22 protein-coding genes are annotated in these 26004 nt (G+C 69.4%); 15 read left to right on the top strand and 7 right to left on the bottom strand.

Annotation, left to right across the window (positions count from 1 at the left end; translation table 11 throughout):
• The first annotated feature begins 13 nt into the window (after positions 1-13).
• Genes BMY74_RS39775 through BMY74_RS39785 form a run of 3 tightly spaced genes read left to right on the top strand, consistent with a single transcriptional unit; the run spans position 14 to position 2379 of the window.
• Entirely contained in the window at positions 14-709 is a 696-nt protein-coding gene (locus BMY74_RS39775; protein WP_089926190.1) for an HAD family hydrolase, read from the top strand.
• 54 nt (positions 710-763) lie between these two features.
• Positions 764-1966: a DUF4231 domain-containing protein gene (locus BMY74_RS39780; protein ID WP_089926438.1), complete on the top strand. Its 1203-nt coding sequence runs from the start codon at positions 764-766 to the stop codon at positions 1964-1966.
• Positions 1963-2379, top strand: a complete 417-nt coding sequence (locus BMY74_RS39785) for an SLATT domain-containing protein (protein ID WP_089926193.1) — start codon at positions 1963-1965, stop codon at positions 2377-2379. Before BMY74_RS39780 ends, BMY74_RS39785 begins: the two co-directional genes overlap by 4 nt.
• 282 nt (positions 2380-2661) lie before the next feature.
• On the opposite strand, the gene BMY74_RS39795 is transcribed toward BMY74_RS39785, so the two are convergent.
• Positions 2662-3345 carry a DUF2306 domain-containing protein gene (locus BMY74_RS39795; protein WP_089926197.1) on the bottom strand — a complete coding sequence of 228 codons (684 nt, stop codon included), beginning with the start codon at positions 3343-3345 and terminating at the stop codon, positions 2662-2664.
• 90 nt (positions 3346-3435) lie between these two features.
• On the opposite strand from BMY74_RS39795, the gene BMY74_RS39800 reads away from it, so the two are divergent.
• The 11 genes from BMY74_RS39800 to BMY74_RS39850 all read left to right on the top strand — a co-directional run bounded on the left by BMY74_RS39800 (position 3436) and on the right by BMY74_RS39850 (position 17837).
• A complete protein-coding gene (locus BMY74_RS39800; RefSeq protein WP_089926200.1) occupies positions 3436-3651 on the top strand; it encodes an RNA-binding S4 domain-containing protein in 216 nt (71 codons plus the stop codon).
• A 376-nt stretch (positions 3652-4027) separates the two neighbouring features.
• The gene (locus tag BMY74_RS39805) at positions 4028-5521 is read left to right on the top strand and encodes a sugar transferase (RefSeq protein WP_089926203.1); all 1494 of its coding nucleotides are present in this window, start codon (positions 4028-4030) and stop codon (positions 5519-5521) included.
• A 14-nt stretch (positions 5522-5535) separates the two neighbouring features.
• Entirely contained in the window at positions 5536-6561 is a 1026-nt protein-coding gene (locus tag BMY74_RS39810) for a Gfo/Idh/MocA family protein (RefSeq protein ID WP_245786643.1), read from the top strand.
• Positions 6558-7541, top strand: coding sequence for an NAD-dependent epimerase/dehydratase family protein (locus BMY74_RS39815; RefSeq protein ID WP_089926209.1), 984 nt, complete (start codon positions 6558-6560; stop codon positions 7539-7541). Before BMY74_RS39810 ends, BMY74_RS39815 begins: the two co-directional genes overlap by 4 nt.
• A 482-nt stretch (positions 7542-8023) precedes the next feature.
• Complete coding sequence (locus BMY74_RS39820) at positions 8024-9142, top strand: DegT/DnrJ/EryC1/StrS family aminotransferase (RefSeq protein ID WP_218159912.1); 1119 nt, start codon at positions 8024-8026, stop codon at positions 9140-9142.
• Positions 9139-9789: a NeuD/PglB/VioB family sugar acetyltransferase gene (locus tag BMY74_RS39825; RefSeq protein ID WP_089926211.1), complete on the top strand. Its 651-nt coding sequence runs from the start codon at positions 9139-9141 to the stop codon at positions 9787-9789. The genes BMY74_RS39820 and BMY74_RS39825 overlap by 4 nt, the downstream gene beginning before the upstream one ends.
• 43 nt (positions 9790-9832) lie before the next feature.
• Positions 9833-10939, top strand: coding sequence for a DegT/DnrJ/EryC1/StrS family aminotransferase (locus BMY74_RS39830; protein WP_089926213.1), 1107 nt, complete (start codon positions 9833-9835; stop codon positions 10937-10939).
• Positions 10932-11483 (top strand): acyltransferase, encoded by a 552-nt coding sequence (locus BMY74_RS39835; RefSeq protein ID WP_089926216.1) that lies wholly within the window; start codon positions 10932-10934, stop codon positions 11481-11483. Before BMY74_RS39830 ends, BMY74_RS39835 begins: the two co-directional genes overlap by 8 nt.
• A 217-nt stretch (positions 11484-11700) precedes the next feature.
• Positions 11701-15732, top strand: coding sequence for a DUF4082 domain-containing protein (locus tag BMY74_RS39840; RefSeq protein ID WP_177230161.1), 4032 nt, complete (start codon positions 11701-11703; stop codon positions 15730-15732).
• 16 nt (positions 15733-15748) lie between these two features.
• Entirely contained in the window at positions 15749-16795 is a 1047-nt protein-coding gene (locus tag BMY74_RS39845; protein ID WP_089926219.1) for a glycosyltransferase family 2 protein, read from the top strand.
• Positions 16782-17837, top strand: a complete 1056-nt coding sequence (locus BMY74_RS39850; protein ID WP_089926223.1) for an acyltransferase family protein — start codon at positions 16782-16784, stop codon at positions 17835-17837. Before BMY74_RS39845 ends, BMY74_RS39850 begins: the two co-directional genes overlap by 14 nt.
• Here the strand turns inward: BMY74_RS39850 and BMY74_RS39855 are convergent.
• The 4 genes from BMY74_RS39855 to BMY74_RS39870 all read right to left on the bottom strand — a co-directional run bounded on the left by BMY74_RS39855 (position 17819) and on the right by BMY74_RS39870 (position 22233).
• The gene (locus tag BMY74_RS39855; RefSeq protein WP_089926227.1) at positions 17819-18601 is read right to left on the bottom strand and encodes a glycosyltransferase family 2 protein; all 783 of its coding nucleotides are present in this window, start codon (positions 18599-18601) and stop codon (positions 17819-17821) included. The genes BMY74_RS39850 and BMY74_RS39855 overlap by 19 nt on opposite strands.
• A 2-nt stretch (positions 18602-18603) precedes the next feature.
• Positions 18604-20019 (bottom strand): lipopolysaccharide biosynthesis protein, encoded by a 1416-nt coding sequence (locus BMY74_RS39860; RefSeq protein ID WP_177230162.1) that lies wholly within the window; start codon positions 20017-20019, stop codon positions 18604-18606.
• A gap of 103 nt (positions 20020-20122) precedes the next feature.
• The gene (locus BMY74_RS39865) at positions 20123-21475 is read right to left on the bottom strand and encodes an O-antigen ligase family protein (protein WP_143091909.1); all 1353 of its coding nucleotides are present in this window, start codon (positions 21473-21475) and stop codon (positions 20123-20125) included.
• A 5-nt stretch (positions 21476-21480) separates the two neighbouring features.
• Positions 21481-22233: a hypothetical protein gene (locus BMY74_RS39870; RefSeq protein WP_143091910.1), complete on the bottom strand. Its 753-nt coding sequence runs from the start codon at positions 22231-22233 to the stop codon at positions 21481-21483.
• 580 nt (positions 22234-22813) lie between these two features.
• Between BMY74_RS39870 and BMY74_RS39875 the strand changes: the two genes are divergently transcribed.
• Entirely contained in the window at positions 22814-23734 is a 921-nt protein-coding gene (locus tag BMY74_RS39875) for a right-handed parallel beta-helix repeat-containing protein (protein WP_089926239.1), read from the top strand.
• Positions 23735-23825: 91 nt separating this feature from the next.
• Here the strand turns inward: BMY74_RS39875 and BMY74_RS39880 are convergent, their stop codons facing one another.
• Both BMY74_RS39880 and BMY74_RS39885 read right to left on the bottom strand, forming a co-directional pair.
• Positions 23826-24770 carry a TolB family protein gene (locus BMY74_RS39880; protein WP_089926242.1) on the bottom strand — a complete coding sequence of 315 codons (945 nt, stop codon included), beginning with the start codon at positions 24768-24770 and terminating at the stop codon, positions 23826-23828.
• Positions 24767-25972: an MFS transporter gene (locus BMY74_RS39885; RefSeq protein WP_089926444.1), complete on the bottom strand. Its 1206-nt coding sequence runs from the start codon at positions 25970-25972 to the stop codon at positions 24767-24769. The genes BMY74_RS39880 and BMY74_RS39885 overlap by 4 nt, the downstream gene beginning before the upstream one ends.
• Positions 25973-26004: the final 32 nt, after the last annotated feature.

Consider the following 26004-nt stretch of genomic DNA (forward strand, 5'->3'; position numbering starts at 1 on the left):
GGGTGGTGGCCGGATGACCGGGCCCGAACTGCTGGTGCTGTGGGACATCGACGGCACGCTGATCTCGGCGCGCGGCTTCGGCGGGCTGATGTACCGCCACGCGTTCCAGGCGGCGTTCGGCAGGGAGCTGGAGGGGCCCGTCGACCTCGGCGGGCGCACCGAGCTCGACATCATCGAGGAGACGCTGCGGCAGCACGGCATCGAGCACACCGAGGAGTCCTCGCGGCTGTTGGCCGACGCGTTGGCGAGCTCATTCGAGACGCGGCGGGGCGAGCTGCCCGGCCACGGCGAGGTGCTGCCCGGCGCGCTCGAGGCCCTGGAGCACTTCGCGGACGACCCTCGCGTGCACCAGGGCGTGCTGACCGCGAACCTGAAGAGCGTCGCGTTGATCAAGCTGGAGGAGTTCGGCCTCGCCCACCTCGTCGACTTCGAGGTCAGCGCGTTCGGCGACGACCACGTCGACCGGGCCGAGCTCGTGACGTTCGCCCGCGAACGCGCGCGGCACATCCGCCCGTTCGCCCACCACGAGGTCGTGCTGATCGGGGACACCCCGCACGACGTCCAGGCGGCGGCGAAGGCCGGGGTGCGGCTGGTCGCCGTGGCCACCGGCAGGAGTTCGAGGCAGGACCTCCACCGGGCCGGGGCCCAGATCGTGATCGACGACCTGAGCGACCTGAAAGAGCTGACCAGGGGCGTGTGGGCGACCTGAGACGGGTCTGAACGGCTCTGGCCTACCGTCGATCACGGCGTTATGGTGCGCGGCATGCCCACAGCAGGCGGCCCGACAGTCAAACGGCTGTCCCAGCCGGACGCCGACATCAAACCCAAGGCCCTCGGACTGCCCCGGGGCCGCACGGTCATCTCGGTCTTCGGCTCCACCCAGGACATCGAGACGGATCTCGCCGCGAAGTTGTTGCCGGTGCTCAGATCCGTGGTCGTGACCGCGGCGCGCAACGGCGCCGTGTTCGTCACCGAAGGCACCGACAGAGGCGTTGTCCACTTGCTGGGCATGGCTTTGCAGGCGTGCGAGCAGCGCTGGCCCGTCGTGGTCGGGGTCGCGCCGAGCAGCAAGGTGCACGACCTCACCGAGACCTCCACCAACGGTCAGGTCCCGCTGGAACCCAACCACAGCGTCGCCGTCATCGTCCCCGGTTCGGAGTGGACGGACGCGACACCGGTGCTGTTCCGCACGATCGACGCCGTGCGCCACAAGAAGCCCGTCGTCGCCCTCGTCGTCGGAGGCGAGAACGAGAAGGAGGTCGTCGACCACCTCAGCGGCGACAACCCGTTGCTGGTGCTCGCCGGCACGGGCGGTCTCGCCGACCGCATCGCGACGGGTGACCTCACCGGCGACCTCGCGGTCCTCGTGCGCAGCGGCAAGATCTTCATCATCCACGTGGACGAAGGCGCCGGCAAAGCCGTCACCGCGCTGGAACGGTTGCTGGGCAAGGAGAAGCCCGTCAAGCCACCGAGGATCTGGCCCAAGGTCCGCTACCGGGCACCGGAGGCGCGGCCGCTCGTCGACCCCGGCTTCGTCGTGGCGTACCCGGCGCTCGCCGACGCCATCCACGACGCGAACCAGGTCGTCGCGCCCGCCTTCCAGGAGCTCGACGCGGAAGCCGACGTCGAGCAGAACCGCTACCGGCTCATGGCCGTGCTCGCGATCGCGGGCGGCCTGACGACGACGGTGTTCGCCGCGTTGCAGACGTGGCTCAAGGACACGCCGTGGCCCGGTGTGCTCGTCGTGGCGGGCGGCGCGTTCGCCGCGGCCGTCACGATCGTGGCGCGCAAGCGGGAGTCGCTCGACAAGTACCTCACCGCCCGGTCGCGCGCGGAACGCTTGAGGGCGCTGTACTTCGCGCACCTCGCCTCCGTCGCGCCGGCCACCGAGGAAGAACGCCAGGACAAGGTGGCGGACCTGGAAGCCGCCGTCAGCAACCGCAAGCACGAGGTGGTGCGGACATGAGCGACAAGCAGCGCCAGGCCCAGTTCGTGGAAGCCTATCTGCGCCACCGCTTCCAGGACCGGCTCGACCACTTCGAACGCTCCCGCAAGCGCTTCTCCCGCGCTCGCACTTGGACGGTCGCGCTCGCCGCAGCCTTCTTCATCGCCGCCGCGGCCGCGGCCGCCGTCGGGATGGCGGACGGGCCGCGCAGGGCCATGTGGGGTTTCGCCGCAACGACCCTGGCCGCGCTGGGCACCGCGATGTCGCTCTACGAGGCGACGTTCGGGTTCCGCCGCCTGGCGCGGGAAAGCGCGACCACTTCCGTTGCGCTGCAACGGCTCGCGGTCGACGGTCCCACGCCGGACGACGTGGACGACGAACGGCTCGTCGCATTCGTGACCGAAGTGGAGTCGGTGCTCAGGTACGGCCGGTGAACCCGGGAAAACAGCAAAAATCGTTTGCAGAGCGTAAGAAAAGAAAGCGCTCCCACGGTTTACACGCTGCGTGGGTGATCGATTACGGTAAGCACAAGTTCTGGTGTTTCCGTCACCCAGTTGCCATGATGACCACATCCCCCGATGCGGAAGCAGGCACGACATGACTTGGGCGCGTCCCGCGATCGCCGAGCCCGAAACCGGCACCTTCGCCGAGGCCAAGGCTCTGGAAAAGGAGCACAGCTCGATTCAGAACAGCAAGGCGGCACGCACCGTGGCCTGTCACGCCACGGACGCGCTCGACTGCGCCGACTTGCTCGAGATGCTGGGCCTCAGCGCCACGGAGGGCAAGGTCCGGGTGTAACCCCGCGACTGGATCCACCACTCGGCCACCAGCAGGTTCACCACGAACGACAGCCAGTTCGCGGTGGCGAAGACCAGCAGCCCGTCCCCCTCGGGCAGCAGGGCACCGAGTGCGAGCCCCCAAAGGCGACCCGTGATGGCGGCGCCGGTGAGTGCGAAACCGCGGATCATCCAGATGCGGTGTTCGCCGAACCGGCGCCGCCTCGCCGTTTTCAGGCCGTGCACCGCGCTGACGAACCAGAGCACCGACAGCACCGTCAGCGGTGCCGACGACGCCAGGCCGGCCAGCGACAGCTGCGCGCACACCACCCCCAGCACGGACGACGGCAGCACCGCCGCGAAGTAGACGCGGCCCATCACCCGGTGCACCCGCGGATGGCGTGCCCTCAGGCCCGGCCAGAACTGCGAGACACCCGCCAGGACGGCGACCGTTCCGGTGAAGATGTGCGCGACGAGAAGGCCGTAGTGCACCGGTCCGTGCAACGGCGGGCGCGACTGCGCCATGTCCAGGGTGACGTACGCGCTCGCGGCGAAGATCGTTATCGCGACGCAGACGAATCCCGACACCGCCAACCAGGCGGTGTACCCCCACGAAGTTTTCATACTTCAAGCGTGTCAACGGGTTCACTCGAACGCGCTGGGGAGCGCCCCCGAGCGAGCGGTGGGGCACACCCTACTGGGATGATGTGACTCATGCGGACGGTCGAGATCTCCGAAGAGCCGATCAGGCTAGGGCAGTTCCTCAAGCTGGCTCAGCTGGCCGAGGACGGTGGGCACGCGAAGGAGCTCATCGAGGACGGAGAAGTCCACGTCAACGGCGCTGTGGAGCTCCGGCGCGGGGCGCAGTTGCGGCACGGTGACGTTGTGGTCGTCAACAGTGACGAAGTGCGCATTTCCGTGCGACCTTAGAGCATTACTCCGTTCAGCGGTAAGTACATGCACAATCGCAGACGATCAGACTAGGGCCTGAAGACCTGTTCTAGGCCATTACCTCGCGGCATACGACACCTCTATGTCCCTTTTGGACATGAGTAATCGTCTTGCCTCGCCACGGTTTCCAGGTGGTGAGACGCGCGTCACGTCCGATATGCGGGCACCGGGGAAACTTTTTTCCAGGGTCTGTAACGCGGATGCCAGAACGTGCGAATCACCGGTTGCGAGCTCCGGCTGCCGAGCCCGAATGCGGCAGATCCGAAGTTCGCGCCAGATCTGAGAATCAAGGTCCTCGGGGTGACCTGCGTACGTGCACGTCCGAAATCGCCGCTGAGCCGGGGAGATCAGAACGATGAGTGAGCAGGTCCGCGCTGCCCGTGACGTTGACGGGCTGCGCTCCACGCTCAATACGCTGTCGGAACGCAGACAGACCCACCCACCCGTAGCGCGTTGGGAAAGTCGCTACCGCTATGCCGTGATCACCGCAGACGTGCTGACCATTGCCCTGGTCGTCGTCGCCGTCGGTGCCGTCATGAGCATGCGGCACACCGCCTTCGGGCCGCTTTCCCTTGCATTGCTGGACGTACTCACAGTAGTCCTCGTCGTCGGCTCACTCGCCATCAACCGCGTGTGGCAGCCGGCGGTCCTCGGCCAGGGAGCCGAGGAGTTCCGAAGACTCGGCCGGGGTTTGTTCGGTGCCGTCGTGGCGCTCGGTCTAGGAGCGCTCGCCGTCGACATCCCCGGCGCCCGCCTGTGGATCTTCGTCGTAGTACCCGCGATCGCCCTGGTCGCGTTCCCCATGCGCTACCTCCTGCGCCGCCCGCTGCACCGCGGCCGCAAGGAAGGGCGCTTCCTGCTCTCGGTCCTCGCCGCCGGCAACCTGGACACGGTCGAGGACCTCATCCACCGCACCAAGCGCGTCGCCCACCTCGGCTGGCGCGTGGACGCGATCTGCACCATCGACGGCCGCGGCCGCGCCGGCACCGACGTCGAGGGCGTTCCCGTCGTCGGCCAGCTGCGCGAGCTCGCCGAGCACGTCCGCCGCGGTGGCTACCGCATCGTCGCCGTCACACCCGACGCCTACTGGACACCTCGCCGTCTCCAGCAGCTCGCGTGGGCGCTCGAAGGCTCCGGCGCCGAGATGGTCGTGTCGCCCGGTCTCATGGACGTCGCCGGCCCGCGACTGCACATGAGCGCCGTGCTCGGCATGCCGCTGCTGCGCGTGAGCGAGCCGGCACTGAGCGGGTTCCGCCGCCTGGTCAAGGAGGTCGTCGACCGCGTCGGAGCGTTCGCCCTCCTGATCGCGTTGGCACCGCTCATGTTCGCCGTCGCCGCGTTCGTCATGATCGACAGCCGCGGCCCCGTCTTCTACCGCCAGAAGCGGGTCGGCAAGACCGGCGTGCCGTTCACGATCATCAAGTTCCGCACCATGGTGACCAACGCCGACGCGTTGCGCGCCCGGCTCGCCGCCGTCGACGAGGGCAACGGCGTGCTGTTCAAGATGAAGAGGGACCCGCGCATCACCAAGGTCGGCACGTTCCTGCGCCGCTACTCGATCGACGAGCTCCCGCAGCTGTTCAACGTCCTCGCGGGCAGCATGTCGCTCGTCGGTCCCCGCCCACCGCTGCCGGAGGAGACCGCCAAGTACTCCTCGGACGTGCGGCGCCGCCTGCTCGTGAAGCCCGGCCTGACCGGTCTCTGGCAGGTGAGCGGGCGCAGCGACCTCTCGTGGGAGGAGTCGGTCCGCCTCGACCTGCGCTACGTGGAGGACTGGTCGCTCGCGCTCGACCTCGTGATCATGTGGAAGACCTTCCGCGCCGTCTTCGGCGGTCAGGGGGCCTACTGATGGAGAACCAAGACGTGATTGGCCTTGCCGTCATCGGCGCCGGGTACTGGGGGCCGAACCTCGTTCGCAACGCCCAGGCCACCCCGGCGCTGCACCTGCGCCACCTCTGCGACCTCGACGTGGAGAAGGCTCGGCGCGTGCTGGGCCAGTACTCCACGGTGCGCGCCACCGCTTCGCTCGACGAGGTCCTCGCCGACCCCGAGGTGCACGCCGTCGCCATCGCCACCCCCGCCGCCACGCACCTTCCCGTCGCGCTCGCGGCGCTGGAGGCCGGCAAGCACGTCCTCGTCGAGAAGCCACTCGCGGCCAACTTCGAGGACGGCCTCAAGCTCGTCGAGACGGCGGAACAGCGCGGCCTCACGCTGATGCTGGACCACACCTTCGCGTACACGTCGTCCGTGCAGCACCTGCGCAAGATCATCCGCGGCGGCGAACTCGGTGACATCCAGTACATCGACTCGGTGCGCATCAACCTCGGTCTGGTGCAGCCGGACGTCGACGTGCTGTGGGACCTCGCCCCGCACGACCTGTCGATCTTCGAAGCGATCCTGCCCGACGACGTCCACCCGGTGGAGGTCGCGGCGCACGGCTCGGACCCGATCGGCGCGGGCGTCGCGTGCGTCGGCCACCTCACGGTCCGGCTGTCCAACGGCGCGATCACCCACGTGCACGTGAACTGGCTGTCGCCGACCAAGATCCGCACGATGGTCATCGGCGGCTCGCAGCGCACGGTCGTGTGGGACGACAACAACCCGGCGCAGCGACTGTCCATTTACGACCGCGGCGTCGACCGCTCCGTGGAGCAGCAGAAGATCTCCTACCGCACCGGCGACATGGTCGCGCCGGCACTGGTGGAACGCGAGGCGCTGCGCACGATGATGGCGGAGTTCGCCGCGTCCATCACCGAGAAGCGGGCGCCGCTCACCGACGGCCGCGCGGGCCTGCGCGTGCTGGCGGTGCTGGAGGCGGCGTCGGAGTCGCTGCGCTCCGGCGGGCTTTTCGTTCCCGTACAACAAGTCGAAGGCAGGGTTTCAGCATGACGGCACAGCCGATCACCGGTCAGCGCGCGCTCGTGACGGGCGGCGCTGGAACCATCGGGTCGTCGGTCGTGGACCAGCTCGTCGAGGCCGGCGCGGCGGAGGTCGTCGTGCTGGACAACTTCGTGCGCGGCCGCCGCGAGAACCTCGCTTCCGCGCTGGAGTCCGGTGTCGTCCGCGTCGTCGAGGGCGACATCAACGACAAGGCCCTCGTGGGTTCGCTCATGGAGGGCGTGGACCTCGTCTTCCACCTCGCCGCCATCCGCATCACCCAGTGCGCGGAGGAACCGCGCCTCGCACTGGAGTGCCTGGTCGACGGCACGTTCACGGTGATCGAAGCCGCCGCGGCGGCCGGGGTGAAGAAGGTCATCGCCTCGTCGTCGGCCTCGGTCTACGGCCTCGCGGAGTCGTTCCCCACCGACGAACGCCACCACCCGTACAACAACGACACCTTCTACGGCGCCGCGAAGGCGTTCAACGAGGGCATGCTGCGCAGCTTCAAGGCCATGTACGACCTCGACTACGTGGCGCTGCGCTACTTCAACGTGTACGGACCGCGGATGGACGTCCACGGCCTGTACACCGAGGTGCTCATCCGCTGGATGGAGCGCATCGTCGACGGCAAGTCGCCGCTCATCTTCGGCGACGGTGCCCAGACGATGGACTTCGTGCACGTGCACGACATCGCACGCGCCAACATCCTCGCGGCCAAGGCACCGGTCACGGACGCGGTGTACAACATCGCGTCCTCCAAGGAGACCTCGCTCAAGGAGCTCGCCCTCGCGCTGCTCGCCGCGATGGACTCCGACCTGCCGCTGGAGCACGGCCCGGAGCGCAAGGTGAACGGCGTGACGCGCCGGCTCGCCGACATCAGCCTCGCGGCCCGCGAGCTCGGGTGGAAGCCCGAGATCGAGATGGACGGCGGACTGCGCGACCTGGTCGCGTGGTGGCGCGCGGAGAAGGACGCCGCGCGGAACGCCTGAACGGCTCGGGGTCCGCGGTGAAGGTGCCGCGGGCCCTGCCCGAACCGCGACGAAGCTGCGGTGACGGCACCGCTTGACCCGCAGCGAAGCCGCTGGACCCGCCATGACCGCAGTGAACCAGCGGCCACGGCACCGCTCGAACCGCACTGCTCAACCCGCCACGACCGCACCGAACAAGCGGCCAAGGCGCCGCACGAACCGCATCACCCCCAAGCCGCGGCGGCGGCGCCGGCCGACACCCCCAGGTCCTCCGGCGCCCCGCCGCACCCTTGCGTCCCGAACAGCAGTGCCGCCGTTCGGGAACCGATCGTCCCCACCGGTGGCGCCGATCTGACGCACCGTGACGAAGTCGCGGAAGTCGTTGCGCCCGTTGGGTTTTGTTTGGGCCGATACCTCAAGTCGTGTAACGACAGGCGGTTTCGGCTCGACGTCCTATTAGGAATGCCGATGGCTCACGCCTCGTGGAAAAGGGAGTTCCGTCGATGATCCCGGTGATGCGTCCGCTGATGGGCGAGGAGGAGGCCCAGGCGGCGGCGGAGGCCGTGCGTTCCGGCTGGGTCGCGCAGGGGCCTCGGGTGCGGAGCTTCGAGGAGGCGTTCGCGGCACGGGTCGGCGCCGGGCACGGTGTCGCCGTGTCGTCGTGCACCACCGCGTTGCACCTGGCGCTGCACCTGCTGGAGATCGGGCCCGGTGACGAGGTCGTCGTGCCGTCGTTCTCGTTCATCGCGACGGCCAACGCCGTGCGGTACTGCGGTGCGACACCGGTGTTCGCCGACGTGTCCGCGGAGACGGGCAACCTGACGGCCGACACGGTGGCCGCGGTCGTCACGCCGAGGACGCGCGCTGTCGTTCTCGTGCACCAGGGTGGTGTGCCCGCGGACGTCGAGTCGTTCGCCCCACTAGGGTTGCCGGTCGTCGAGGACGCCGCGTGTGCCGCCGGGTCGACCTATCGCGGCGCGCCCGTGGGGCAGGGCGCGAACCTGGCCGCGTGGTCGTTCCACCCGCGCAAGCTGCTCACCACCGGTGAGGGCGGCATGCTCACGACCTACGACGCCGACGTGGCGGTGCGGGCGCGGCGGCTGCGCGAGCACGGGATGAGCGTCAGTGCGGCGGACCGCCACGCGGGTGGTGGTGTCGTGCTGGAGGAGTACCTCGAGACGGCGTTCAACTACCGCATGACCGACATCCAGGCCGCGGTCGGGCTGGTGCAGCTCGGGCGGCTGGACGCGATCATCGCGCGCCGGCGTGAGCTGGCCGCGCGGTACCACGAGCTGCTCGCCGGCATCCCCGGCCTGCGCGCCGTCCGCGATCCGTCCCACGGCACGACGAACTACCAGTCGTTCTGGGTGGAGCTGTCGCAGGACTGCCCGGTGGAGCGCAACGAGGTGCTGAACCGGCTGGCGGCCAAGGGCGTGTCCGCGCGGCGCGGGATCATGGCGTCGCACCTCGAGCCCGCGTACGCCGGTCACCCGCACGCGCCGCTGCCGGTCACCGAACGACTGACGGGCCGCACGCTGATCCTCCCGCTCTTCCACGAGCTGACCGCGGCCGAGCAGGAGCAGGTCGTCGACGCGCTCGAGCTGGCGTGTGACGCGCGATGACCCCGCTGCTGCTGATCGGTGCCGGTGGCCTCGCGCGTGAGGCACTGGCCACGATCGCCGCGGTGAACGAGGTCCGTCCGCAGTGGACCGTGCTCGGCCTGCTCGACGACGCACCTGGGAAGCACGGTGCGGTGGTCGACGGCGCCGAGGTGCTCGGACCGGTCGACCTGGTCCGTGACCACCCGGACGCACAGGTGCTGATCTGCACGGCGAGTCCGGCACGCCGGGACAGCAGGGTGCGCATCGCGCAACGGCTCGGGTTCGACGACGAGCGCTACGCCACGCTCGTGCACCCGCAGGCGAGCGTCGCTGCCGGGGTGGAGCTCGGTGCGGGCACGATGTTGTTCGCCTGCGCGGTGATCACCGCGCCGCAACGGGTCGGGCGGTTCGTGCTCGCCATGCCGCACGTGCTGCTGACCCACGACGACTCCGTCGCGGACGGCGTGACGCTCGCCGGCCGGGCCGCGCTGGCCGGTGCCGTGCAGGTGGGGGAGAGCGCCTACATCGGGTCGGGCGCGCTGGTGCGCGAAGGCGTGACGATCGGCGCGGGAGCTCTGGTGGGCATGGGATCGGTGGTGCTGCGGGACGTCCCGGCCGGGGAGACCTGGGCCGGTGTGCCCGCGCGAGAACTGGGGGTGAGGGTGTGAGAACGCGCCCTGAGACGAGGAAGCGAACGAGAGGGCAGTCCCTGTGAACATCCCGTTGGTCGATCTCGGCCTCCAGCGCGACCGCATCGCCGCTGAGGTCGAGGAGGGTTTCGCCAGGGTGCTGGCGAAGACCGCGTTCATCGGCGGCCCGGACGTCACGGCGTTCGAGGAGGAGTTCGCCGCGTTCACCGGCACGGCGCACTGCGTCGGCGTCGCGAACGGCACGGACGCGCTGGAGCTCGCCCTGCGCGCCGCCGGCATCCGCGAGGGCGACCACGTCGCGTTGCCCGCCAACACCTTCGTCGCCACGGCCGAGGCCGCCGTGCGCGCGGGCGCGGTACCGGTACCGGTCGACGTCGACCCGGCGCACCTGCTGCTCGACCCCGCCGAGTTCGCGAAGGTCGCGCCGCGGTGCGAGGCCGTGCTCCCCGTGCACCTGTTCGGCCAGCTGGCGCCGATGGACGAGATCCGCGCGATCGCGGCCCAGCACGGCGTGAAGATCGTCGAGGACGCCGCGCAGTGCCAGGGCGCCACGCAGAACGGCACCTCCATGGGCGGCTTCGGCGTCGCCGCGGCCACGAGCTTCTACCCCGGCAAGAACCTCGGCGCGTTCGGGGACGCGGGCGCCGTCGTCACCGACGACCCGGAGGTCGCCCGCAGGCTCCGGCTGCTCGCCAACCACGGCAGCGACAAGAAGTACTCGCACCCCGAACTGGGCTTCAACTCCCGCCTCGACACGCTGCAGGCCGTCGTGCTGCGCGCGAAGCTCAAGCAGCTCAGCGGCTGGAACACCGAACGCGCCCTCGCCGCCGACACCTACGCCGAGCTGCTCGCCGACGTCGCCGAGGTCCGGCTGCCGGGCACCGCCGCCGGCAACGAGCACGTGTGGCACCTGTACGTGGTGCGCGTGCGCAACCGAGACGCGATCTTGAAGCACCTCAACGACAACGGCGTCGGCGCGGGCATCCACTACCCGACGCCGGTGCACCGCACGGGAGCGTTCGCGAAGTACGGCCGGCCGGAGGGCTACCCGGTGGCCGAGCTCGCGGCGGACGAGATCCTGTCCCTGCCCCTGTTCCCCGGTATCACCCACGAACAGCAGGCGCGCGTCGCCGCTGTGCTGAAGGAAGCGGTGGCGTCCCATGCCTAGCGTCCACCCCCTGGGGCTCAACGAGAGCGACTCGGTCGGCGAGGGCACGCGCGTCTGGGCGTGGGCCCACGTGCTGCCCGGAGCCGTCGTCGGCAGGGACTGCAACATCTGCGACCACGCGTTCGTCGAGGGCGGCGTCGTCCTGGGCGATCGCGTCACGGTCAAGAACGCCGTGCTGCTGTTCGACGGCGTCTCGGTCGGCGACGACGTGTTCCTCGGTCCCAACGTCGTCTTCACCAACGACCTGAGGCCGCGCGCGCACGTCAAGAAGGGCCCCGAGGCCCTCCTGACCACGCGCGTGGAGAACGGCGTCACGCTCGGTGCCGGTACGACCGTTGTGTGTGGAACGAAGATCGGCGCGCACGCGTTCGCCGCGGCCGGCGCGGTGATCACGAAGGACGTTCCGGCGCACGCGTTCGTCGCGGGCAACCCGGCCAGGGTCCGCGGCTGGGTCTGCGAGTGCGGCGAACGGCTGGCCGAAGACCTCATCTGCGTGTGCGGCAAGGCCTACCAGAAGTCCGGTGACGGGCTCGTGCCCGCCTGAAAGGTGCTCGTCCGTCCTCGGTGGACGGGTGCACTGACGGTGAACGGCATGTGACGCCAGGAATTTGAAGACCTCTGTGGACGGCTGTTTCGGTCGCTCGTCGGTTATCCGAAGGGCACTGACAGTGAAAAGTGTTGGTATACACCAAATTTCGTAACGTTGCGAGGTGTATGGCCGAATGTAAGACAAACGGCGTAGGGCCCTATGGAGGCACGTGATGGGCAGACCGGCGCACAGGATTCGTGTAGCCAAGAAGGTCTGGGGAAGCGCCCTTGTGGGCGCGCTGGCCGCGACATTCGTCGTAGGCCTTTCGGGCAGCGCCACGGCGGGCCCTTGTGATCCACCGAACAACGCGATCGTCTGCGAGAACTCGCTGGACGGCACGCCCAAGGACGAGTGGTGGATCGAGTCTCCGTACGGCGACATCGAGGGATTCGCCACGGCGACGAGCGTGCAACCGGGGGAGCAGCTCAACTTCAAGATCAAAACCCCGAGCAACAACTACAAGGTCGAGATCCTGCGACTCGGCTACTACCGCAACGGTGAGGGCGCCCGGCGCATCACCACGCTGAACCCCATCGTCTCCCTGCCCCAGAGCCAGCCCTTCTGCGCCTACGACGGCAACGTCGGCCTCGTCGACTGCGGCAACTGGGCCGTGTCGGCGCGCTGGAACGTGCCGTCCACCCAGATCCCCGGGTTCTACATCGCGAACTTCATCCGCGAGGACGGCCAGGCGGGCGCGAGCCAGTACCCGTTCGTCGTGCGCAGCGACTCGTCCACGTCGGACATCGTCGTGCAGACCTCCGACCAGACGTGGCAGGCGTACAACAAGTACGGCGACCGCCCGAACGTCAACGAGTTCAACCTCTACGAGGGCGGCTTCAGCGGCTCCTCCGACGGCCGGGCCTACAAGGTCAGCTACAACCGCCCGTACCGCAACGGTGGCACGGCGAACTTCCTCAACGCCGAGTACCCGCTGGTGCGCTGGCTCGAGAAGAACGGGTACAACGTCTCCTACCTGTCCGGTGTGGACGTCACCCGCAACCCGGCGCTGGTGCGCAACCACAAGGTGTACGTGTCGTCGGGTCACGACGAGTACGTGAACGCCGCGCAGCGCACGGGCATCGAGCAGGCGCGCGCGGCCGGCGTCAACATGATGTTCATGTCGGGCAACGAGTGGTTCTGGAAGACCCGCTTCGAGAACAGCATCGACCCGTCGAACACCCCGTACCGGACCCTGGTCTGCTACAAGGAGACGAAGGCCGTCCCGCTGGCGAAGCTCGACCCGAGCCCGGAGTGGACCGGCACCTGGCGTGACGCGCGCCTGTCGCCGCCCAGTGACGGCGGCCGGCCGGAGAACGCCATCACCGGCACGCTGTTCATGGTCAACGGCTACCGCGCGGACGCCATCCAGGTCCCGGCCGCCTACGGGAAGATGCGCTTCTGGCGCGACACCCCGCTCGCGACCGCGACGACCACGACGACGCTGCCCGTCGGCACGCTCGGCTACGAGTGGAACGTCGACCCGGACAACAACTACCGGCCGCCGGGCGCGGTGCCGCTGTCCGAGACGACCGTGACGGTCGACGACGGTCAGCTGCTGCTCGACAACGGCCACTTCTACGGCGGTGGCCCGGCCACCCACAAGATGGTGCTCTACCGCGACCAGACCAGCCGCGCGCTGGTGTGGGGCGCCGGCACCGTGCAGTGGTCGTGGGGCCTCGACGGCGACCACCTCTACCCGCACGGCGCGCCGACGACCACGCCGACCAGCCAGGCGATGCAGCAGGCGACGGTCAACGTGCTGGCGGACATGAACGTCCAGCCGCAGAACCTGCGCTCGCCGCTGACCCTCGCGACCCGCAGCACCGACACGACCGGACCGGCCGTGGCCGTCACCAACCCGGCGGCGAACTCCACGGTCCCGGCGGGCACGCAGCACACGATCTCCGGCACCGCGACCGACTCGGGCGGCGGCAAGGTCGGCGCGGTCGAGGTCTCCCTCGACAACGGCACCACGTGGCGGCGCGCCAACGGCACCTCGACGTGGACCTACCCGTGGACGCCGTCGAACCTCGGACCGGTCTCGATCAAGGTCCGCGCGTCCGACGACAACGCCAACCTCGGCGCGACCACCACGGTGAACCTCACCGTCGGCGCGCAGCAGTGCCCGTGCACCGTGTTCGGCAACCAGACACCGTCCACCGTGGACAGCGGTGACACGTCGGCGATCGAGCTCGGCATGAAGATCAAGACGTCGGTCAACGCGAACGTCACCGGTGTGCGGTTCTACAAGTCGGCCGCCAACACCGGCACCCACACCGGCTCGCTCTGGAACTCCTCCGGCCAGCGCCTCGCGACCGGAACGTTCAGCGGTGAGTCCGCGAGCGGCTGGCAGACGCTGAACTTCGCGCAGCCGGTGGGCATCAGGGCCGGCCAGACCTACATCGTGTCGTACTCGACGACGACCGGTCACTACGCGTTCACCGCCGGGTACTTCAACGGCAAGGGCGCGGGCGTCGTCCCGGTCACGGCCCCGTCCGCGGAGTCGTCCGGTGGCAACGGCGTGTTCCGCTACGGCGCCGGGTTCCCGGACTCGACGTTCAACGGCGGCAACTACTGGGTCGACGCGGTCGTCACCACCGACGGCGCCGACAACAACCCGCCGACGGTGACCTCCAGCAACCCGGCGGTCAACGGCACGGGCGCGTACACCGACCAGGACGTGGCGGTGACGTTCTCCGAACCGGTCGACCCGTCGAGCGTGACGTTCACGCTCACCCAGGGCTCCACCCAGGTGCCGGGCGCGACCAGCACGAACGACAACGTCGTGCGGTTCACCCCGACGAACCTGTTGCTGCCCAACACCTCCTACACCGCGACGATCAACGCCACGGACGGCTTCGGCAACGCGCTCGCGCAACCGAGGACGTGGAACTTCACGACCGGTGCGGGACCGGCGCCGTGCCCCTGCACGGTGTTCGGGCAGGCGGTGCCGAACAACACCGACACCAACGACCCGAGCGACGTCGAGCTGGGCATGAAGTTCACCAGCTCCACCAACGCCGTCGTCACCGGTGTCCGCTACTACAAGTCGGCCGCCAACACGGGCACGCACACCGGCTCGCTCTACGCGGCCAACGGCACGCGCCTCGCCACCGGCACGTTCGTCAACGAGACGGCGACCGGCTGGCAGACGCTGACCTTCGCGCAGGGCGTGCAGATCCAGGCCGGCAAGACCTACGTCGTGTCGTACCGCACGCCGACGGGCCACTACGCGGCCGACGGCGGGTACTTCGCGAACAAGGGCGCCGGACGCGGTGTGGTGACCGCGCCGACCTCGGCGGCCGCCGGCGGCCAGGGCGTCTTCCAGTACGGCGGCGGGTTCCCGTCGAACTCCTACAACGACACCAACTACTGGGTCGACCCGATCGTCGTGACCGACGGCGCGGACAACTCGCCGCCGACCGTGACGAACCGCGACCCGCAGGCGAACGCGACCGACGTGCCCACCGGCAACGGTGTGACGGCCACGTTCAACGAACCGGTCGAAGCCGAGTCGGTCAGCCTCACGGTCAAGGTGACCGGTGGCGCCACCGTCGCGGGTACCACGCGCGTGACGCCGGACGGCAGGTCGGTGAGCTTCGCGCCGAACGCGGACCTCGCGGGCAACACGTCCTACACGGTCACGGTCTCCGCGACGGACCTGCAGGGCAACTCGATGCCGGCACCGCACACCTGGACGTTCACGACCGGAGCGGCGGGCGCCTGCCCGTGCACCCTGTTCCGCTCGGTGGACGCCCCGGCGGTGACCGCGATCGACTCGCCGGTGGAGCTCGGCACGAGGATCACGCCGTCCGCCAACGGTTCCATCACCGGTGTCCGGTTCTACAAGTCCGTGGGCGACACGGGCACGCACACCGGCACGCTGTGGTCGTCGACGGGCCAGGTGCTCGCCACGGGCACGTTCAGCAACGAGACCGGAAGCGGCTGGCAGACGCTGACGTTCTCCAGCCCGGTCGCGGTGACCGCGGGGACCACGTACGTGGTGTCGTTCCACACCTCCGCGGGCTACTACGGCTACACGACCGGTTACTTCAACGAGAACAGGACGAGGGGCCCGCTGACCGCACCCGCCCACACCGGCTCGGCGCCCAACGGCGTCTACCGGTACGGCTCGGGCGGGGTCATGCCGGGTGACAGTGGTGGCGGCACCAACTACTGGGTCGACGCCGTGTTCGACAACTAGGGGAGGGTGAACGGCAGTGTCTTCGGTGGATGTGGTGATCCCGTGCTACAAGTACGGCTCGGTGTTGCCCGGCGCGGTCCGCAGCGTCCTGGACCAACCAGGGGTGGACGTGCGAGTGCTGGTGATCGACGACTGTTCCCGTGACGGGAGCGCCGACGTCGCCAGGGAGCTCGCCGCGGCGGACAGCCGGGTGACCGTCTGGGAGCACGAGACCAACAAGGGTCACATCGCCACCTACAACGAAGGCCTGCTGGGCTGGGCGTCCGCGGACTACTGCGCGTTGCTGTCCGCGGACGACGCCCTCACCCCCGGTGCGCTCAAGCGGGCGGCCGACCTGATGGACGCCCACCCGTCGGTGGGCTTCGTCTACGGCCGCCCGCTGCACTGGGACGGCAGCGACCCGTACCCGCACGCGCGGACCGAGTCGCAGGGCTGGATCGTCTACGAGGGCGAGAAGTGGCTGCGCCGCCGCTTCGAGCTCGGCGACGGGTGCATCACCTCGCCGGAAGTGGTGGTGCGCACCGAACTGCAGCAGAAGATCGGTGGCTACGACCCGGCGCTGCCGCACACCGGCGACATCGAGATGTGGATGCGGTTCGCGCTGCACGCCGACGTCGGCTACCTCCGCGGGGTCGACCAGGCCTTCTACCGCGTTCACGGCAACAACATGTCGGTGAACTACTACGCTGGGTCAGGTGTACGCGACTTGCAGCAACGCCTCGCCGCCTACGAGGCCTTGCTGGACCGGGCCGACGGCAGCAGGCGTGACGTGGCGTCGATGGAGCAGCGGGTGCGGCGGGTCCTCGCCAAGGACGCGCTGCGCCGGGCCGGCCGCGCCTACGACAAGGGCCGGGTCGACGCCGAACCGGTCGAGGAGCTCGTCGAGTTCGCCCGCAAGGCGTTCGACGGCGCCGACCGGCTGCCCGAGTGGCACACCCTCCGCCTCCGCCAACGCCTCGGGGTGCGCGCCTGCAGAGCGCTCAGCCCACTGGTGCTCACCGCGGCCGCTCGCCGGCTGCGGCAGACGTACCGGCTGAGGCAGTGGAAACGTGAGGGCATCTGATGGTCGTCTGCCGTCACTGACCGGGCTGCGCTTCGTCGCTGCCCTCGCGGTGTTCGGCTTCCACCTCAACGCCTTGGGGTTGTTCAGGGGCGGACCGGCCGAGAGCGCCATGGGCCTGCTGTTCGGGCCCGGCGCCATCGGCGTCAGCTTCTTCTTCGTGCTGTCCGGGTTCGTGCTGACGTGGTCGGCACGACCGGGGCAGGCGGCGACGTCGATCTGGCGCCGCCGGGCCGCGAAGATCTACCCGAACCACGTCGTCGCCTGGTTCGTCGCACTGCTCGGCCTCGTGGTGCTCGGTGCCCACGAGGTCTCCGCCGTGTCGGTCGTGCTGGGCGCATTGTTGTTGCAGGCGTGGGTTCCGGCGGAGAGCGTGTTCTTCGCCGTGAACACCCCGGCGTGGTCGCTTTCCTGCGAAGCGGCGTTCTACCTCGCGTTCCCGTTGCTGATCCGGTGGGTCACGCGCGTCACCAGGCCGTGGTGGATCGCGGGGGCACTGGCCGCGGCGGTGGCGCTGGTTCCCGTGGCGGCGATGTTGTTCCCGCCACCGGTCGAGTACTGGTTCGTCTACGTCTTCCCGGTGACCCGGGCGCTCGAGTTCGCGCTGGGCATGGTGATGGCGCGGATCGTCATGACCGGGCAGTGGATCGGCCTCAGGCCGCTGCCGGCCTCCGCGCTGGTCCTGGTGGCCTACTTCGGCTCCGCGCACGTGCCCGGCACGTTCGGGTTCGTCGCCGTGACGGTGGTGCCGCTGGCGTTGCTGATCGCGGCGGTCGCGGTGTCCGATGTGGACGGCACGCGGTCGCCGTGGCGATCACGGCCGATGGTGTGGCTCGGTGAGGTGTCGTTCGCCTTCTACCTCGTGCACCACTTCGTGATCCGCACGGTCGCCGAAGGGCTCGACGAGCTGGGCGTGACGGGGATTCCCGCGGTCGTCCCCGCCGCGCTCATGTTCTCGGTGTCGCTGGTGCTGGCCTGGTTGCTGTTCCGGTTCGTCGAGAAACCCGCGTTCCGGCTGCTGACCCGTCAGTCCCAGGCGGTGTAGTAGCTGGCCTCGTTGACGAGGTAGCGCACGGTGGGCTGCGGCACGTGCTCGACCACGTGCCGCTTCGCCAGGCGGTGCACGAACTCCCAGTCCTCCTTGGGCAGGGTGGACTTGGTGCGCGGCAACCTGCTGAAGATCACGTCGGGGGAGCGGCGCACCACGAGCGAGTTCGCGTCGACGTACGGCGTGCCGTCGCGGAACGAGACCCGGTCGAACTCCCGCGTGAGCACGTCGAGCACGGTGCCGTCGGCGCGGCGGCGTTCCACGGCCGTGTAGACGACGTCCGGGCCCTTTTCGAGGCCTGCCAACGCCAGCGCGAGGTGGTCTTCGCGCCACGTGTTGTCGTCGTCGAGGAAGGCGATGTACTTCGAGTCGGTGAGCCGGATGCCGACGTTGCGGACCAGGCCGAGCACGGCGGTGTTGCGCGACAGGCTGACGGCGTGCAGCCGCGGGTCCTCCGGGAGGGCGGGCAGGCCGGCGCCGTCGTCGACCACGACGACCACCTGGTCGGTGACGGTCTGCGCGAGAGCCGAGTTCACCGCGTCGACGAGCAGCTCGGGACGCTTGTAGGTGGGGATGACGGTCGCGACGAGCGCCTTGGGCCGCGTGGGGCCGAGCCGGTAGACCTCGTCGTCCTCGAACCGTCTCAGCTTGCGGACGTGTCTGCCGAGCACGACGGTGTTCTTGACCTCGTGCAACGGCCACAGGCCGAACGCGTCGCGCAGCGCCTTGCGCGCGATGGCCGAGACCTTGGTGCGGTTCATGATCAGGATCTCCCGGGGAGCATCGCGCGCATCGGGTACACGACGGGCAGGTAGACGGCCAGTGCCACGAGCCCGCCGACGGCGAGCAGGGCGAACGATCCCTCGACGAACTCGTGGACCGCGAACGACGACAACACGATCAGCACCCCGCCGATCGCGGGCCTGCGACAGGCCTTCAGCGTCGAGCCCAGCTTGAGGCCCCTGCGGCGCAACACGATCGCGAACGCGGGGATCATGACGAGCGCGGCGACGGCGAGCAGCGCGAGCGAGGCGCCGCGGATGCCGTCGAGGTGCGTGCCGATCAGCAACGTCGGCAGCATCGCGCCCAGCCACAACGCCTGCAGGCCGAGCAGCTGGCGGTTGGAGTCGAACGCGACGAGCAGGTCGTAGCCGATGAACAGCGCGACCCGCAGCAGCCCGAGGATCGCGAGGATCTGCAACGCCTGCGCGGCGCCCGTCCACTTCTCGCCGTAGACGAACGCGAGCATCGGCTCGGCGTAGCACGCGAGCACCACGCACACCGGGATCGTGGCCGCCATCAGCAACCCGGCCCCGCGCGCCAGCGAGTCCTCGAGCTTCTGCCGGTCGTCGAGCAACCGGGAGAACCCGGCGAGCGACACCCGCCGCGCCGCCTCGGAGAACACCTGCAGCGGCAGGCTCGACTGGTTGAACGCCATCAGGTACAGGCCGAGCGTGACCTCGTCGGTGAGCGCGCCGATCGCGATCTTGTCGACGTTCGTCACCGACAGCACCAGAAGGCTCGCCCCGGCGAGCGGCAACCCGAACGCGATCAGCTCGCGTGCGATGACCCCGTCCCAGCCCGGCTTGATCTTGACCGGGCACAGCACCAGGTAGATCGTCACCGACACGACGTTGCCCGCGATCTGCCCGACGGCGAAGCTCATCGGGCCGAAACCGTTGAGTGCCATCGTGATCGTGATGGACGTGGTGACCGAGAAGGCCGCGAAGTCCGTGAAGAACCTGCGGGCCTGCATGAACTCGCGGTTCAGGATGGCGGCGGGCACGACCGCGATGCCGTCGAGCACCACGGCCAGGCACAGCACCCGCAGCACCCCGACCGCGGACGGGCTGCCCATCGCCTCGCAGAACGCGGGCGCCGCGAAGAACGTGATGGCGTACAGGGCGGAACTGCTCGCCACCGCGATGGTCATCGCCGTGGGCGCGAACTCGCGGACGTCCCGCTCCCAGCGCACCAGGGCGAGGCTGACGCCGAGTTCGTTGAAGGCCTGGAGCAGCGTCATCGCGACGAGGGCGACGGCGAACACGCCGTAGTCGGCGGGGGAGAGGATGCGGGCGAGGGCGATGCCGGACACCAGCACGCCGAGGCGCAGGACGACGTTGTTGAGCAGGCTCCACAACGCGCCCTTGCCGACCTTGCCGCCGATGGTGGTGGTCACGCGCCGGCCTCCTGCCGCGCGGGGCGTGGTGACGACGGCGGTGCCGCCACCCGGCACCAGGACGCGCCCGGCGTGCGGGTCCTGTGACAGTGCGCGCTGGTGGTCATGGCAGAACCAGCACCCCCCTCATACTTTTCTCTTCGCGCACGGCTCGGAGCAGGGCTCCGCTGGCGCCCATGAGCAGGAAGGCGAACCCGGTCGCGACCGAGAACGCGAGCAGGTCGAACGTCGCCGCCGACACGGCCGGGACGGAGAGCGAGGCGGCGAGGGTGACGCCGAGGTCGCGGACCTTCGGGTCGTCGGAGGTGATCCGCGCCCGCATGGCCGCGTACCCCGCCGCGAGGAACAGGAAGATGAGCGCGGCGAGCCCGACCATGCCCGCCATCACCATCGTGCCGAGGTACTGGTTGTCCAGGTAGCCGTACTTGGTCGGCAGGAACGTGCCCAGGCCGCGGCCGAGCCACAGGTGTTCGGAGATCTCCTGGCCCGCGCGGGTGATGCCCCGCTCGCGGCTGTCGATCGACGGGTCGATGCCGATGTTGGTGAACAACGCGATCAGCGTGCCGACGAGGCCGGGCACCAGGAACCGCAGGGCCACCACGAAACCGGCGACCGCGACGACGGCCTTCCAGCGGCGGCCCTTCGGCAGGTGCGGGATGAGGATCAGGCCGGCGAGCGAGAGGCCGAGGATCGCCGAGCGCGACAACGACTGCGTGGCGGCGACGCCGAGGATGGCGGTGCAGAACCACCAACGCCAGTGCTTGCCGCCGTAGTCCATGGCGCGGAACGAGTAGTGCAACGCCAGTGGCACGGCCATCGCGCACACCACACCGAACTCGATGGGGTGCTCGGCGGTGCCCGCGGGACGGCGGAAACCCGCCCGGTCGAGCACGAACGAGATCTCACCGGCGAGCTTCAGGCCGGGGAACATCAGGTACTGCGTGAGGTCGAACGCCAGCACGAACTGCAGGATGCCGACGATCGCCATGAACGTGGCGCCGCTGACGAGGAACTTCAGCACGCGGTCGATGCGCGCGAGGCCGCGGACGCCGTCGCACACCGCGATGCCGACGCACACGAACGCCATCATCGTGATGAACGTCCGGTCGGTCGCCTTGAGCTCGTCGTTGGGCAGCCAGCTGTACGTCGAGTAGCCGTACGTCGCCACCTGCGAGAGCGCGAAGAGGAACATCGACGTGCGCACGGCGCTGCGGCCCTTGGCCACCCCGAGCGTGTCGACCATCTGCGCGCAGAACCACAGCACGCCCATGATCAGGCCGATGAGCATCGCGGGCGTGAGCGCGAGCGGCAGGCCCTTGAAGATGAGGCGTGCCGGGATGACCGTGAGCGACAGGGCGAAGAAGCAGCCGAGCGTCGCCCCGTCGACCCTGCCGTACCTGCGCGGTCCGTTCAGTTCCTGCGGCGGGAGCACGAGCCCCCGCGACGACAGGCGCACCGGTGTCACCGCGCAGGCTTGGACCCGGTCTTGGCCGGCTCCATCCGCATGGTCGGCTCGGACCAGTTCTTCTGCTCCGCAGGCGGCGTGCCGCCCGGCGTGGCGGCCTTGGTCTTGCGCTCCTCGGCGTCGCGCTTGCGCTTGCGGGCGAGCGACCAGCTCTCGATGCCGTAGGCGCCGGTCAGCATCGCGGCCAGGCCGAGCACCAGCGCGGCGCCCGTGGCGCGCAGCTTGCCGCCCCGCAGCGGTTCCGCCTCCGTGGGCGGCGCGACCGGTTCGACCAGGATGAACGTGCTCGGCGGTGCCTGCAGCGCGGTCTGCCGGTCGATGAGGTCCTTGTTGATCCGCTCCAGCGCGCGCTTGACGATGTCCGACGCGCCCTCCTTGGTCGTCGACTCGGCGACGACGTGGATGAACGGCGTGCCGATCTCCGGACCGGTGACCTCGTAGGTGGAGTCCTTGCCGTCCACGCCGAGCTCGTCCTGCACGGACGGCGCCTTCATGTTCTGGATGAGGATCGCGGCGGTGACGCCGAGGCTCATGTCGAACGCGAGGAACGGGTTGGTGAGCCCTCGCTGCTTGGCCGCCTCACTGCTGGCGCCGGAGGCGGGGGTGGTGAGAACGACGGTTCCGGACGATTCCCAGCGCAGTGGCACGGCCGCGTAGGCCGCACCCGCCAGTCCCAACGAAACGACGAAGACCGGCACCGCGACATACCAGCGTCGCAGCAGCACCAGAATCGTCTTCCACAAATCCATCCGCGTCCCAACGGAGAAGTGACCCCAACTGATTAGGAGATCGACGTCCCGCCGGTCGCTGTTACAAGATGTGATCAACCTTCGGTCCGCTGTCTGGGATGCCAGGGAGACCGGCGGCGCACGACCCTGGTGTGCCTGTGGTGCCGGGGCTACGATGCCGCGCCGGCGGTCGCGGTGCCGCGCCATTTCGTCACCGTGCGTCGCGACGGCATTCATGATTCTTATGTCGCTCCGTTCCAATTTCCGTGATCGTGTTGAGATCTGCGCGTGACTGTGTCTAGGGTGGCCGCCGTCCGACGGGCGGTCGCACGTCCACGGGCCATGGGGGACGAATAGTCCATTTCGAAAGGAACTCATGTCCGCACGACTGATCAGGTCGGCGAGCTCGGAGAGGTCAGCCCGGTTGTCGGCACGCAGGAGGCCGTACGCCGCGTCCATCGCACTTGCTGGCGTTCTCGCGTTCACCGCCGCCTGCGGTTCCGGCAAGGACGTCGCTCTGCCGACGTCAGCGCCGACGTCGGACCCGGCCACTCCCAGTAGCAGCACGTCTGAGTCCAGCGCTGCGCCGAGCAGCAGTTCGGTGGCGCCGACGACCACCACGACCACCCCGCCGAAGGCGACGGGGCAACCGGTCAAGCAGCCCGCGCCCCCCGTCGGTGCACCGGGTCCCGGCACCGTTCCCGCGCCCGGCTCCGTCGGTTTCCGCGGCGACGCCGCCGCGCTGAAGGTCATCGACGGTCCCGGCAACGCCCCGGCCGGCACGAAGTGGAACGCCGGTCAGCTCCAGGTCATCGCGAACGACCTCGTTCTCGACGGTGTTTCCGTGAAGGGTGGAATCACCTTCCAAGGCGGAGGAACGCTCACCATCCGCAATTCCATCGTCGAGGGAAACCGCTCCAGCCAGTCCGCCGTGCTCGGGCTGAAAGGTCACCTCGACATTTCCGACTCGACCCTGCGCTGGAAGGCGGGCGACACCCCGGGCAACACCTGGGGCAATGGCGCGGTCCACGGCGACTCGACCATGACGCTGCGCCGGAACGACATTTCCGGCACGCCGGACGGCATCCAGAACGGCCCCGGCCGCAGCCTCATCGAGCAGAACTGGATCCACGACCTCGCCCGGCTCGGGACGTACCCGAACAACACGCACAACGACGGCATCCAGAGCTACGGCGGCCCCGACCTGATCATCCGCAACAACCGGATCGACATCGAGGGCCCGGACGGCGTCGCGTACGACGGCACGCACCAGAACGGCGCGGTGTTCGTGCAGCCCGGCGGCGGTGGCGCCTCCAACCTCCAGGTGGTCGGCAACTTCCTGGCGGGCGGCGGGTACATCATGCGGCTCGAGGGCCCGATCACCGGTGCCGTGGTGACGGACAACAAGTTCGGCCCGATCACCGGCGGCTGGGGCGAGGTCCTGGTCGAGAAGAACGTCGGCATCACCGCGTGGTCGAACAACGTGGCCGACTCGGGCAAGGCGGTCAACAAGCCGAGCTAGGTGGTGCGGCTCGCGGTGCGGGCCACAACGCCGACACCAGGGGCGTGGTTCGCGACGATGCGAACCACGCCCCTGTCTCACGCTTGTCGCGCTAGCGCGGTGACGGCGAGGAGGCCGACTCCACCAGCACGCGGGGTTCGCCCGTCCCGTCCGCCGCCGAGGCGTAGATGGCAGGGGCCTGCCCCTGCGGCACCTTCGCGTACGCGAGCGTCGCCTCGTCGAGCCACGCGGCCTGGTCGTCGAGGCCGTCGGTGCCGGGCAGCCGCGTCTCCTTGCCGCTGTCGAGTTCCAGCACGAAGAGCTGCCAGGCCCCGAGCGTGCCGCCGCGCTTCTTGTACGCCACGCGCTTGCCGTCCGGGGAGAGCGACGGGCACTCGGCGTTGGTGCGCATCGTGCGCACCTCCTGGGTCTTCACGTCACCCTTGACGAGCCAGGTCTGCGTCCCCGATCCGAGGGTGGCGTAGAACGTCCTGTCGTCGTCGGCGAACGTCATGCCCCAGTAGTTGAAGTTCTCGTGGGCACGGGCCGTGTCGTCGAAGTAGGCCGTGAAGTGTTCGAGCGACTCCACCACCGTGCCGTCGGCGAGGTTCAGGTACCCGGTGCGGGTCGAGAAGCCGCCCGGCGCCAGGTACGAGTCACCGGTGACGAACACGGTCCACGACACGACCTTGCCGGAGTCCGACACGCGGGTGCGGCTCGGCACGCCGGGCAGCCCCACGGTCTTCAGCACCGTGCCCGCAGAGTCCAGCACCGCGAGCTCGTAGGTGGGGCCGGGACCGGCCAGGCGCAGGCACGAGGTCGTGCCCGCCGCGGTGTAGAACCGCTGGCACTTCAGCGATCCGGTCGTGCGCGCGCCGTCGGGGGCGAGCTCGTCGACGGTGTTGCGCCCGTCACTCTGCTCGACGAACTTCAGACCCGCGGTGGAGGCGTTGCCGGACGAGGCGGAGCTCGGCTTGTTCAGCGTCCACACCACGTACGCGACGCCGAACACGATCACGGCCGCGATGGCGATGACGCCCGTGAGCCGGCGGTTCACGGCTTCACCAGCACGCGGACGGCGAGGAGCGAGGCGAGCAGGGCGACGAGTCCGATGAGGACGGACGTGCCGAAGCTGAGGAACGTGAGCATGAGACCGAACCCGACGGAGGAGAGCAACCGGGCCAGCGCCTGCCCGGTCTGGATCATGGACAGCCCGGACGCGCGCAGCTCCGGGTCGATCATGGTGGCGCCGTGCGCCATCAGCACGCCGTCGGTGGCGGCGTAGAACAGGCCGTGCAGCAGGAGCACCGCCACGACCAGCGGCCAGCCGGTGACCGGGCCGAGCAGCAGGGCGTAGGCGCCGAGCAGCAGCACGTGGCCGAGGTAGAAGATCCGCCAGCGGCCGATCCGGTCCGAGAGCGAGCCCAGGGGTGTCGCGGCCAGCAGGAAGATCAGCGCGGTGCCGACCGGCATGAGCGTGAGCCACATCGGGCTGAGCCCGGAGACCTTCTGCAGCACCACGAACACGAACGCGTCGGACATCGTGGCGAAGCCGAGCAGTGCCGCGGCGATCGTCGTGCGGCGGACCCCGGCCGTGCGCAGCAGCCCGAGCGACCGCTTGATCGACACCTGGCGCGTGGTCTCGGTCTTCGGCGGCTGGCGCACGAAGAACGCGAGCACGATCACGCCGAGCAGCGCGAAGCAGAAGCTGATGACGAACACCGGTTCCGGGTGCGTGGTGACCCAGGCGAGCACCGCGAAAGTCGCAAGTGGACCGAGCAGTGCGCCGATCGTGTCCATCGTGCGGTGCACGCCGAACGCCGCGCCGAGCGAGTCGGCCGGGGTGGCGAGCGAGATCATGGCGTCGCGCGGCGCGGACCGGACGCCCTTGCCCGCGCGGTCGGCGGCGAGCACGGCGCCGATGCCGAACGTGGACGCGCCCACCGCCGGGAACACGAGCTTCGTGACGGCCGAGAGGCCGTACCCGGCGAGCGCGACGCTCTTGTGGCGGTTGGCCTTGTCCGACACGTACCCGCCGACGAGCCGCAGCACGGCGGTCGCACCGGTGTAGATGCCGTCGAGCAGACCGAACTGCAGGTAGCTCATCTGGAGCGTGAAGAGCAGGTACACCGGCAGGAACGCGGTGACCATCTCGGAGGAGATGTCGGTCAGCAGGCTGACCGTGCCGAGCGCGAAGACCGTGCCCGGCAGCCTCTTGCGGAAGTCGGTCCCGGCGGGGCGGGAGGAGGCGACGTACACGAGATCACCCACCTGCCTGGGAAGCGAACGCG

Origin of the sequence: Lentzea albida, from assembly GCF_900111005.1 — a bacterium.
Taxonomy (GTDB): Bacteria; Actinomycetota; Actinomycetes; order Mycobacteriales; family Pseudonocardiaceae; genus Lentzea; species Lentzea albida.